Below are 11993 nucleotides of genomic sequence, written 5' to 3' on the forward strand. Positions count from 1 at the left end.
GCAAAATGTTTGACGCGCCACCCATGATCACTCATGGCCGCCCCCCGGCTTCAGGCATTGGCCGGTTGTCTTCCGGCATGGCGCGCGTATCATTCTTGCTGCCACTAGCTGTAGAGGCTGGCGGAGTTGGCGGCACATTGTAGCCCGGTGTCCCTTTGACAATCCGGACCAGTTGCCCATCCAACAACCCGGCTGAAGGGTTATTGATAACCCGGTCGGTCTTTTTGACCCCGCGTTGCACTTCCACCGTGGTACCAAGATCGCGCCCGAGCGCTACATTGACCAGATGCACGTGGTTGCTGTCATCCACCAGCGCCACCTGCGTACCTTCCTGACGGAAGACAATCGCCCCTTCTGGCAAAATAAGCTGATCGGGGTCGGCTGGGGCGCGGAATGTGGCGGTCGCATAGGAGTTGGGCCACAGCTCCCCGCTCTTGTTGTCCAGCACCAGCTCGGTTGTGACCGTACGAGTATTGGGGTTGAACGCACTGGCGGTGGCCAGAAAGCGCGCCTTGAATGTCCGCTCAGGGTATTGCGGCACAATCAACTCCGCCTGCAGGCGGGGGGAGATAATATCCGCATAATCCTGTGGCACCGCTACAAACACACGCATGGCATGCACATCGGCCACGCTGAACAGTTCCGTGGCATTCCCGCGTGAATCCACATCACCCCGCCCGGCATTGACGTAGTCCCCCACGTCAGCCATGCGCGATGTGACAATCCCATCGAATGGAGCCACGATCTTTTTAAAACCCTCAAGGGCTGCATAACGTTCCACATCATGCAACGCGGCCTCGACCTGCGCCTTCTCCGCCTCGGCATTGGCGGCCTGCACATCCACTTCCTGCTGGGACACAGCCTGCGTGCCCTGCAGCGCCTTCCAGCGCCGCGCCGTAATCTGGGCCAGTTTGTAGCGGGCCTGAGCCACGTTGTAGTTGGCCTGCGCGGCGGCATATTGCGCATCCAGCCCCGGGGTATCAATTTCGGCCAGCACATCCCCTGCTTTTACGCGCGCGCCAAAGTCCTTGTACCACATTTTCACGTAGCCAGAGACCTGAGCGTATATGGGAGCCTGATACCACGCAGCAATATTGGCAGGCAGCGTGAGCTGCCGCTCCTCTGGTCCCTTCTGGGGGTAGATGACCTGCACCACAGGCACCGCGTCATGCGCCGTTTCACGCGCAAGCTGCACATAGGCCGAATGCCGCTGCACAAGCCCCATAATAATCAGGAACCCTGCCACGCCTGCGACAATGGCAAACCCCATTTTTCTTTTACGCGCAGCTGCCGCAGCTTTTGCCCTGGCGTCCACGCCACCCGTCTTGTCGTGTTCCGGGGTCATACGCCAGCTTCCTCTTCTTTTGTCTTCGGCACGTCTTTTTTGTTGTGCAGCATTGCGAACACGCAGGGAACAAACAGCAAGGTCGCAACCGTTGCCACCAGAAGCCCCCCCATGACCGCCTTGCCCAGCGGTGCGTTTTGCGAATTACTCAGCGACATGGGCAGCATGCCAATAATCATGGCGGATGCTGTCATCATAACAGGGCGGATACGCTCAAACCCAGCCTCCAGTGCGGCCAGAATGGCATCCCCATGCTCATCCAGCCGCTCGCGCGCAAACGCGACAACCAGAATGGCGTTGGCCGTGGCCGTACCCATGCACATGATCGCCCCGGTCAGTGCGGGAACGGACAATGTGGTGTGGGTCAAAAACAGGCTCCAGGAAATACCCGCCAGCGCACCGGGCAGTGCGGTAATGATGATGAACGGGTCCAGCCAGGACTGAAAGTTGACCACAATCAGCAGGTAAACAAGCAGGATAGACATGGCCAGCCCAGCAAGTAGCTGCACATAGGCACTGTTCATGGTCACCGCCTGCCCGCGCACCATAAGCGATGCGCCACGCGGCAGATCGGGGCGCATTTCGTCCACGATCCGCTCCACCTCGCGTGAGACCGTGCCCAGATCAATCCCCTCGTTTGAAGCATAGATGTCAAACACGGGCATGATGTTGTAGTGCGCAACCTCGGCAGGTGTGCCGACCTGTTCGATCTGGCTCAGCCCCCCCAGAATCTGCGGGGTCTGCCCGCTGGGGTTACCATCCCCCTTATCAATCGGTGTGATCTCCAGATCATTCATGGTCTGGAGGAACGATGCGGGGGTCTGGATGTCGATCAGATGCGACACCCCGGTTTTTGTATCCAGCCAGTAAACCTGCCCGACCTGCGAACTACCGGAGAGGGAGACCAGCACGTTATCGGCCACATCTGCCTCGCGGATACCCGTGCCGAGAGCGTACATCCTGCGTGCATTCACGCGCAGGGTTGGCGTGGTCATGGGTTCCTGCACCGAAATATCGGTCAGGCCCGTTACGTGCCGCAGTCTCTCGGCAATACGGTTGGCAAAGCGGAAGTTGGCAGGCAGGTCACGCCCGACAACCTGCACATCAATCGGGGATGGCAAGCCGAAATTAAGGATCTTGGCGGTCAGATCCCCCGGCAGGAAGGAGAACTGGGTACCGGGGAATTTCTCGTTCAGGTTCTGGCGTAGCAGGTGGCGGTATTGTGCAACAGGTGCGGCCTGATCCTTGAGCGAGATGGTAATATCGCAATCCTGTGTCCCCACCGTTGGCGTGGAATATAGGCCATGTTGAGCGGGCTGAACGCCAGACCGCAGTTATTGACGATCCCTTCCACCTGACCGGGGAGCGTGCGCTCGACCTCCGCATCCACCAGTTGAGAAATCTTGCCCGCCTCTTCCAGCCGCGTCCCAACCGGTGCGCGCATGTGCAGGGCGATCACATCCGAATTAACCTCGGGGAAGAAGTTCTGCCCGACAAAAAACAGCAGCCCCAAAGACCCGAAGGAGCACAGCACAAACACCGGAATAAACGTGCCGCGCACCTCAATCAGGTACCCCAGCAGGGCATGGTAGCGGTGGCGGAAGGTCTCAAACCCCCGCTCGAAGGAACGCTGGAAGCGACCAAAAACCGTTTTGGGCTCCTGCGGTCCGTGGGCATGAGCCGCCACCTGTGCTGCCAGCATGTATTTGGCCATGGTCGGCACAAGTGTGCGCGAGAGGATGAACGAAGCCAGCATGGCAAAAATAATGGCTTCAGCCATGGGCATGAACAGCCAGCCAGCAACGCCTGTCAGCTGGAACAGGGGCATCCACACAATGCAGATACACAGGGTGGACACAAAGGTTGGAATAACAATCTGGTTGGCCGCATCCACAATGGCCGTCTCCAGATCCTTCTCCATCTCCAGATGTGCATCAATATTCTCGATCATGACCGTGGCGTCATCGACCAGAATACCAACAGCCAGCGCAAGCCCACCAAGGGTCATGACGTTAATGGTCTGCCCGGCCCAGCCCAGCCCGATGATAGAGCACAGCATGGCCAGAGGGATGGAGGTGGCAATAATAACTGTGGAGCGCCACGAGCCGAGGAAGAGCAGCACAACAAGCCCTGTCAGAATGGCAGCGGTTATCATTTCGCGCACCACGTCCTCCACGGACTCTTTAACAAAGGTCGAGGCGTCATTGAGCACGCGAATGCTCACACCGGGCGGCAATGTCTGCACAATGCCGGGCAGGAGCTTTTTGATCCCCGCCACCACATCCAGCGTCGAGGCGTCCCCGCTCTTCATGACCACAATCAGAACACCCTGCTGACCTTTGACCAGCACAAGGTTGGTCTGGGGTGGCCCACCCTGATGCACCCATGCCACGTCACGCAGGCGGACAACCGCGTGACCGACCTGTTTGATGGGAATGTCGTTCAGCTCATCCAGCTCGCGCGGGGCGGCATTGGTCTGCACCATCCAGTCAAACGGGCCGATACGCTGGTCCCCCGCAGGCAGCACAATGTTCTGGCTGTTCAGTGCGCGTGAGACATCAACCGGGGAGAGGCTGTGCGCCAGCAGCTTGACCGGGTCCAGGTCCACCATGACGTTACCTGGCTTGCCTCCATACGGGTTGGGAATGGCCGCCCCCGCAACAGACACCAGCGCAGGCCGGATAAGGTTGGACGACATGTCATAAATCTCGGACGCCGTCATGGAGGTGGAGGCGACCTGCAACGTAATGACCGGCACGGAGGATGCGTCATACGCCAGCACAAGCGGAGGGGTAGAGCCTGTGGGCATCTGCTTGATCACGGTCTGCGAGACTGAGGTGATCTGCGTCTGGGCCACAGATGTATTTGTGCCGGGCTGGAAAAAGATTTTGACAATCCCGCGCCCGTAATAGGACTGGCTCTCAATGTGTTCGATATTATTGACGGTCGCGGTCAGTGCACGCTCGTAATAATAGACCACACGACCAGACATATCCTCCGGCATAAGCCCGGTGTACTGCCAGATGACAGCCACAACCGGAATACGGATACTTGGGAAGACGTCCGTGGGAGTGGAAAAAATGCCCTTAATTCCAAAAACCAGAATCAGGATCGACAGCACAACAAAAGTGTACGGTTTTTTGAGTGCTATTATAACAATCTGGTTCATGCGCCTTGTCCCCGCCTAACAACGGGTCCGGCAATCAGTCTGGAAATGGTTGTCATTTTGCCAGTAGATACCCGCACATCCTTCTCCCGCTTGTGACATTATCTTTACAAACCATAGCTCTAGCCCGGCGTCAGAACCGGAAAAGCGATGCTGAAGCACGTACCCCTGCCATCTGGGCCGCTTTCTATCCTCACCTGCGCATCATGCAGGTGCGCAATGGCGCAAACAAGGCTTAACCCCAGACCACTGCCGGGCACATGCCGGCTTTTGTCCGAACGATAGAAGCGCGAGAGCACGCTCTGCCGTTCCTCCGGGGCAATACCCGTACCCGTATCTGTGACGACCAGCATGACCGCATCATCTTTTTGTTGCACATCCAATACAATACTCCCCCCTTCAGGGGTAAATTTGATGGCGTTGTCAACCAGATTGGCCAGAAGTTCGATCAAAAGATGCCGGTCACCCCACACAGGCCCCTCCGCTGCGGAGGGAAGTGCCTGTAATTTTTTATCTTCCATTTCGGCAATGGGTTCGTACAGATCGAACACATCATCCATCAACTCGCGCAGCCTGACCTGAGCAAAACCCGCCATACGGCGGCTGTTCTCGATCTCTGCAATCCGGAGCAGGGCGGTAATAATGCCTAGGCACTGGTCCAGATCATCCACCGCCCGGCTTATGGCGGCCTCAAGCTGCTCCGGGTTGCGCTCGCCCGACTGGGCGCGCTCAAGCTTTGCCCGCATGCGCGAGAGCGGGGTGCGCAGGTCATGCGCAATATCGTTACCCACAGCGCGCATGCCATCCATCAGATGTTCCAGCCGGTCGAGCATGCGGTTCACGCTCCCGGCCAGTCGCTCCAGATCATCCCGTTCCTTGTTGGCGGGCAGACGTTCATGAATATCCCCCGCCATAATGCGGTCTATGGCCTCGTGCATTTCCTTCACGCGGGAGAGTGCGCGGTGACTGAGCGCCACCCCCAAGAACAGCGCGAACAGGAAAGTCGGCACCGCCGCGACCAGCATGGCGTGACGGAGCATCAGCTTTTGCTCCGCCAGCAGATGAAAACTCCGCCCCAGCACCAGAATGGTATGGTCTGGCAGGGTTACGGCCAGCAGGCGCAGAGGGTAGGCGGCCCCTTCCTCGGGGTAAATATCGATGTTGTGCGGCTTGCCGTCCGCCTTGAGCCCACGTGGCCATGTATGCAGGTCACCCGCAATCAGCGCATGTCCTGCATCAAACAGCCCCGCACTGTTGATAATCAGCCGCAGGTCATCCGTCGCACGACGGCGGATAACATATTCCAGATGTTCGGGAGACATCTGGGCCAACAGTTCCGCCTCCCCTTGCAGCAGTTCGGTGGAGCGGCGGGATTCCACCGCCTCCATCTGGGCATAAACCAGACCAAACTGCATCAGCATGACACCGGCCATGGCCGCCAGCGCCATAAGAGTGATCCTGAATGTGGCTGTCCGGAAAACCTCAGTCAGAAACACGCAGCTGGAACCCTGTACCGCGAATGCTCTGGATCAAGGGTTCCTCCCCCGGCGCATCAACCTTCCTGCGCAGTTTGCCTATGTGCACGTCAACAAGGTTGGTGCGCGGGATAAAGCGGTATTGCCAGACATCTTCCAGCAACATTGAACGGGTCAAAACCTGACCGGGCCTGCGCATGAGGTATTCGAGCAGCCGGAACTCACGCGGCAGCAGATCAACCTCGCGCCCATCACGCCAGACGCGGCGCTCGATCAGGTCCATTTCCAGCGGGCCAGCGCTCAGTTTGGTATTGCGCGTATCATCCGGTCGCCTGAGCAGGGCCTCAATACGGGCGACCAGTTCCTCCATGGCAAAAGGCTTGGTCAGGTAGTCATCCCCCCCAGCCTTAAGCCCCGTTACGCGGTCATCCACCGCAGACAGGGCTGAGAGAACCAGAACAGGGATGCGAATCCCCTGCTGGCGCATGGTTTCTATAACTGACAGGCCATCACACCCGGGTAAAAGCCGGTCTACCACCATCACATCGGCCTCTCCCTTCAGGGCCGCATCAAGCCCGGCATTGCCGGTTTCCTCATGATGGACGTTAAAGCCGCGACCGGTCAGCTCGCCCACAATTTCCTCGGCAATCCTGCCGTCATCTTCGACAAGGAGAACCGTCCGCCCTGCCAGAAAAGGGGGAAGTGTGTCGTCTTCAGCCATGACTGTCCTCTCACTCATACTCTATTGTGTTGCAGCCCCGTCCTTCACATGGCCACTAAATTCAATTTCAGACTCTTCGCCCTCATCTTCCGCAGCAACCGGATTATCCAGTTCCTTCAACCTGCGTGTGACCACTCTGGTCCGCCGTCTGGCCTCTTCAATGGAGAAGGACATAGCCTGCGCATTGCGCGCGAGCTTGTCCAGCACTGCATCCATTTTCAGCATTTCCTGCCGCGTGGCGCCCAGCAGCCGGGCAATGCTCTCTGTCCGCTCTTCCAGCGCAAGGGTCACATAACCCAGATGAATCGTGCGGAGCATGGCGGGCATAAGCGCAGGCCCCATGACCATGACCCGGAACTGCCGCCCCACATCATCAATCAACCCCGGAATGCGGGCTACCTCCGTATAAAGCCCGTCGGTTGGCAGATACAGCACGGCAAACTCCACCGTTGCAGGAGGCTGTATATATTTGGTGGCAATTTTACGTGCTTCAACCCGCACGGTGTTTTCCAGCGATTTGCGGGCGGCCTTTTCCCCCACCACATCGCCTTCCTCTGCTGCGTTCAGCAGTTTTTCATACGCTTCGGTCGGGAACTTGCTATCCACCGGCATAAGCGGCGGGGTCTGGGTTTTGACCGGCATGCGTATGGCAAACTCCACCACATCGTTCCCCGGCCCAAGCCTGACATTACTCTCATACGTCCCCGGTGGCAGCACATCGTCCAAAATGGCGCGGAGCTGCGCCTCCCCCCAGCCCCCACGGGTTTTAACATTGCTGAACAGCCGCTTGAGGTCACTGATCTGGGCAGTCATGGCGCGGACCTCGCCCATGGCCTTCTGCATGGCGGTAAACTGCTCCAGCACCCGCTGAAACGACGAGTGCATCTGCCGCTCGACTGCTTCGTGCAGCTGCTCGGTTACGGCGTGGCGGATGGCGGACAACTGCTGTGCAGACGCCTCCGCCATGTTGCGCAAAGCCTCGGACTGGGCGGCGCGGGCCTCCGCCTGCTCGCGCCCAAGGCTGCCGGACAGGCTGCCGAGCTGCTCGGCCAGTTCCGCACGCATGCGCTCTAGCCGCTCGCCGAATGCACGCTCCATGTTGTTGATGACGGTCCTCTGGGCAGACGAATCAGCCCGCGCGGTCGCAGCCTCACGCTCCATCATCACGTACAGCCGCGCCAGCATATCGCTATCCGCACCTGTCGCGGGCGGCCTGCGCAGCACACAGGCCAGAACCACCCCCAGCAAAAGAGCCGCAAGTGCCACACCTACAAGAACAATTACAGAACCCATGCCCTGTTGTGTCTTATGTTCCTGCCAAGGGCAAGCACCCCCCACGCCTGTTTTTGAACAAAAAACCGGGTTGGCACGCAACATCTCTCATGACGCGCACGTAATGACAGGCGTGGCATGGTAATGATACTACCCTTGTCCACGGTGCCTTGTTCACCACCACAACAAAAAGCCCAGGAACGGAGAGCACAGCTTGAACACGGCACAACGCATTCGCGGTATTCTGGCAGGATCCGCCGGAAACCTGCTCGAATATTTTGACTGGTACGTCTATTCCTCCTTCACCATCTATTTTGCCCATGCGTTTTTTCCTCACGGCAGCCCTACGGCGGAACTGCTTAATGCCGCAGCGGTGTTTGCCGTGGGTTTTTTCATGCGGCCTATTGGTGGGTGGCTGCTGGGCATGGCGGCGGACCGCTACGGACGGCGCAAGGCGCTGACCTTTTCTGTTCTGGCTATGTGTTTTGGTTCATTGGCTATTGCCCTATGCCCTACATACGAACAGATCGGGGTTGTCGCACCAGTTATTCTTGTGCTCGCACGGCTGGTGCAGGGCCTGAGCCTTGGGGGAGAATACGGTGCATCGGCCACCTATCTGGCCGAAGTTTCTACCCCGCAGCACCGGGGCTTCTGGTCCGGTTTTCTCTACGTCACGCTGGTCATGGGGCAGTTGCTGGCGCTATGCGTGCTGCTGGTCATGCAATACGTGTTTTTAACCCCCGAGCAGATTGCAAACTGGGGCTGGCGCATTCCCTTCCTGATCGGGGCATGTGGCGCGGTGCTGGTGTTCTGGCTCCGCCGCCAGATGGTGGAAAGCGAAAGCTTTGAAAACACCAGCAAAAAACAGACCAAAGGTGGCGTACGCGTTATGCTCGCGCATTGGCCATCCGTCCTGCGGGTCTGTGGGTTGACCCTTGGCGGCACGGTCGCCTTTTACACCTACACCATTTATATGCAGAAATACCTTGCCAATTCCCTTGGTTTTTCCAAAGAGACGGCAACCCTTATCTCTGCTGCCAGCCTGTTTGTGTTCGCCGCCATGCAGCCTCTGTTTGGTGCACTTTCCGACCGGGTCGGTCGCAAACCGCTGCTGCTGTTTTTTGGTATTGGCGCAAGCCTTGGCACCATACCGCTGCTTAATGCGCTCTCCCACGCCACATCGGGCTGGGTGGCATTCGGGCTGATCGTAGCAGCCCTGTTCGTGGCGTCAGGTTACACATCCATCAACGCCATTGTTAAGGCCGAGCTGTTCCCCACCCGCGTGCGGGCACTGGGTGTGGCCCTGCCCTATGCGCTGACCGTCTCCATTTTTGGGGGTACAACCGAATATATTGCCTTGTGGTGCAAGCATGTCGGGCATGAGGGCTGGTTTGCCTGGTATGTCTCTGCCTGTGCGCTGGCCACCCTTGCAACGGCGCTGACGCTGCCAAAAACCAGCGCCATACCCGACAGCACACCCTAAGCAAGCCTGCTGCACCATCAACAAAAGGACAGGGTGCAGCCTTTAATTTGCCACAAGCCGATCGATATTTAAGGGAGAACAAAAACATGGAGCAGCATGACACCCTGCTCCAAGGAGGCACGCATCATGCGCCGCATGACACAATTTCTGATGGCTCTGCCCGTTATTGCGGGTCTTGGTCTGGCAGCTCTGCCCTCCGCTCAGGCGCAGCCCGGACGCTGGGGTGGCGGTGGCCCCGGTTGGGGGAGAGGTGGCCCCGGCTGGGGTGGCCACCACCACCATGGTGATGGTGGCGCCATAGCTGGCGCCCTTATTGGCGGGCTGGCAGTTGGCGCATTGGCCGGGGCCGCCATGAGCGATGGCCCGCGCGGTTATGGCTACGGGTATGGTTATGCCCCACCGCCGCCGCCTCCACCTCCTCCGCCCCGTGTTTACATGGTGCCGGTTGCCCCCATGGGGCCGCCACCGGGCTACTACTATGCAGCGCCCGGCGGCTATTACTCCGGCTGGTAAACCCTACCTGTCGGGCGCTAGTCTTATACCGGCCCAGCGCCTACTCAGGACAGATCAGTCTGGTGTGCCATTCAGGGTGCTGGCCTGTGCCAGCACCGCCTCCACATGGCCGCTGACTTTGACCTTGGGCCAGATGTAAGCAATGTTCCCGCTCGCATCGATCAGGAACGTGGCGCGCTCGATACCCATATAGGTCCGGCCATACATAGATTTTTCCACCCAGACGCCATAGGCCTCGGTAACATGCCCGGCCTCGTCTGATGCCAAGGGGAATGTCAGGCCGTATTTTGTGGCAAAGGCATCCAGCTTTTTAACTGGATCGCGTGAGACGCCAATCACGCTCAACCCGGCCTTTTCAAATGCCTGCAGGGCCTCGTTGAACCCGCAGGCTTCCTTTGTGCAGCCCGGCGTATCGGCTTTGGGGTAGAAATACAGCACATAAGGTTTGTCGCTAAGGGAGGCACTCTGCACCGTACGCCCGCCGCTGGCAGGCATGCTAAAGGCGGGAGCCTTATCCCCAACTTGCAGGGGGGTATTTGTATCCATGATCTTCAACTCCATTAAAGGGAACGACCGGCCCGCGTTCAGCCTTCGGGACGTTCGGTTGACTCCGTGCGCGCAAGCGGGCCGACCAGTTTTTCAAAACAGGTGCGGACATCACGCGCCAGCAGGTTGGCGCGTTCCATCAGTTCAGGCAGGGTACGGGCCTTCATGTTCCTGAGCAGGATATTCAGGGCTGCCGGCACCATATCCGCCTCCAGTTCCTTGGGGGGGACGGGACCACAGAGCAAACGCAGCAGAGCCTGCAATCGCCGCCAGAAAAAATCTGCCTGCTTCAATAGTTTTGCATCGGCTCCATCCAGCACACTGCACCGCTCCAGCCGCCCCAGAGCCAGCCGGGTGGACGGGCTACGGGCTATGGGGTCCGCTGCGACAAGCTGAAAAATCTGGGCGATGAACTCCACCTCCATAAGCCCCCCTGCCCGGCGTTTTATGTCCCATATAGAGCTAGCAGGCAGGTCGCGCGCCAGACGCTCCCGCATGTTCCGCGCATCGGCCAGCAAGGCCGCGCGTGTGGGCGGGATTGCGCGGATGCTCCCATCCAGCACACGCCCCAGATCATGCGCCAGAGCGCGACGTAGGGACGCGGGTGCTGCTACGATCCGTGCACGGGTCAATGCCATGCACTCCCATGTCCATGCGGCCTCTGTATGGTAGCGCACAAATGCCGTGCGTGGCACAGCCACCGGCCCAGCCGCCCCTGAGGGCCGTAGCCGCATGTCCACCGCATAAAGCGGACCTTCTGGGCCGGGAGCAGTCAATGCGGCAATAAAGGCATGAGCCAGACGGGTATAATACTGCCCCACAGCCACCGACCGAGGCTGCGACAGGGCAAGCCCCGTGCCGTTATTCTGCTTTTTGCCAGGAACCTGACTGGCCTGTACGTCCTCCGGATGGTCAAACACCATAAGCAGGTCCAGATCGGAGCCGGGCATCATCTCCCGCGAGCCAGCCTTGCCCATGGCAATAACGGCCATGCCCCCGCCGGGGACGCGGCCATAACGGCGCACGTGGTCACGCTCCACCGCCTGCTTGATAACCCCCATGATCGTATCGGCCAGAAGGGTGCGCTCACGCTCGGCGTCATCCTCACTGATCCGGCCCTCCAGCAAAGCAACGGAGAGGCGGAACTCCTCACCCCGCAAGAGCGGGCGCAGGGTGGTCAGCAGTTCCTCCACATCGGCAACCTCGCCAGCCAGCATTTTCAGCCGGGCGACAACATTGCGCCCTTCCTCCGGCTCGGGGGCCAATAGCCCCTCAAGTGCGGAGGGCTTGTCTGCCAGATGGTCCGCCAGAAAGGCCGAGGCATCAAAAATACTGGCGATACGATCAATCAGTTCCGGGTTACGCTCAAAGAGCGAGAGCAATTGTACCCCTGCGTGCTGGCGCGCCAGCAGCGCGTCAAACCTGCGCAGGCAGGCCAGCGGGTTCCCACGCTGGCCAAAATTGGCCAGCAG

General features: G+C 59.1%; 8 protein-coding genes and 1 pseudogene. 2 read left to right on the plus strand and 7 right to left on the minus strand.

The genetic code is table 11. The annotated features are described in order from the left end of the window. Nucleotides 1-31 precede the first annotated feature (31 nt). From JCM25146_RS07400 to JCM25146_RS07420, 5 genes and pseudogenes are all read right to left on the minus strand, one after another. Nucleotides 32-1345, minus strand: coding sequence for an efflux RND transporter periplasmic adaptor subunit (locus JCM25146_RS07400; protein WP_025826989.1), 1314 nt, complete (start codon nucleotides 1343-1345; stop codon nucleotides 32-34). After that, nucleotides 1342-4514, minus strand: a pseudogene (locus tag JCM25146_RS17975) (efflux RND transporter permease subunit). Before JCM25146_RS17975 ends, JCM25146_RS07400 begins: the two are co-directional and overlap by 4 nt. Before the next feature lie 119 nt (nucleotides 4515-4633). Then, nucleotides 4634-6007, minus strand: coding sequence for a sensor histidine kinase (locus JCM25146_RS07410; protein ID WP_025826992.1), 1374 nt, complete (start codon nucleotides 6005-6007; stop codon nucleotides 4634-4636). After that, nucleotides 5994-6707 carry a response regulator transcription factor gene (locus JCM25146_RS07415; protein ID WP_242400987.1) on the minus strand — a complete coding sequence of 238 codons (714 nt, stop codon included), beginning with the start codon at nucleotides 6705-6707 and terminating at the stop codon, nucleotides 5994-5996. The genes JCM25146_RS07410 and JCM25146_RS07415 overlap by 14 nt, the downstream gene beginning before the upstream one ends. A gap of 21 nt (nucleotides 6708-6728) precedes the next feature. Beyond that, on the minus strand, nucleotides 6729-8000 hold the full coding sequence (locus tag JCM25146_RS07420) for a DNA recombination protein RmuC (RefSeq protein WP_025826996.1): 1272 nt from the start codon (nucleotides 7998-8000) through the stop codon (nucleotides 6729-6731). Between the two features lie 193 nt (nucleotides 8001-8193). On the opposite strand from JCM25146_RS07420, the gene JCM25146_RS07425 reads away from it, so the two are divergent. Next, the gene (locus JCM25146_RS07425; RefSeq protein WP_025826998.1) at nucleotides 8194-9462 is read left to right on the plus strand and encodes an MFS transporter; all 1269 of its coding nucleotides are present in this window, start codon (nucleotides 8194-8196) and stop codon (nucleotides 9460-9462) included. A 96-nt stretch (nucleotides 9463-9558) separates the two neighbouring features. Then, nucleotides 9559-9975, plus strand: a complete 417-nt coding sequence (locus tag JCM25146_RS07430; RefSeq protein WP_408734910.1) for a hypothetical protein — start codon at nucleotides 9559-9561, stop codon at nucleotides 9973-9975. A gap of 54 nt (nucleotides 9976-10029) precedes the next feature. Here the strand turns inward: JCM25146_RS07430 and bcp are convergent, their stop codons facing one another. Beyond that, a complete protein-coding gene (gene bcp, locus JCM25146_RS07435; RefSeq protein ID WP_025827002.1) occupies nucleotides 10030-10521 on the minus strand; it encodes a thioredoxin-dependent thiol peroxidase in 492 nt (163 codons plus the stop codon). A 38-nt stretch (nucleotides 10522-10559) separates the two neighbouring features. Further along, on the minus strand, nucleotides 10560-11993 hold a 1434-nt coding region (locus JCM25146_RS07440; RefSeq protein WP_025827004.1), incomplete at its 5' end, for a [protein-PII] uridylyltransferase family protein.

This window comes from Acetobacter okinawensis JCM 25146 (genome assembly GCF_000613865.1).
In the GTDB taxonomy this organism is placed as follows: domain Bacteria; phylum Pseudomonadota; class Alphaproteobacteria; order Acetobacterales; family Acetobacteraceae; genus Acetobacter; species Acetobacter okinawensis.

Bases quoted from the DNA above. Each gene is read 5' to 3' on its own strand.
- JCM25146_RS07415 (WP_242400987.1), bottom strand. From the start codon at position 6,707: ATGGCTGAAGACGACACACTTCCCCCTTTTCTGGCAGGGCGGACGGTT.
- JCM25146_RS07420 (WP_025826996.1), bottom strand. From the start codon at position 8,000: ATGGGTTCTGTAATTGTTCTTGTAGGTGTGGCACTTGCGGCTCTTTTG.
- JCM25146_RS07400 (WP_025826989.1), bottom strand. From the start codon at position 1,345: ATGACCCCGGAACACGACAAGACGGGTGGCGTGGACGCCAGGGCAAAA.
- JCM25146_RS07430 (WP_408734910.1), top strand. From the start codon at position 9,559: ATGACACCCTGCTCCAAGGAGGCACGCATCATGCGCCGCATGACACAA.
- bcp (WP_025827002.1), bottom strand. From the start codon at position 10,521: ATGGATACAAATACCCCCCTGCAAGTTGGGGATAAGGCTCCCGCCTTT.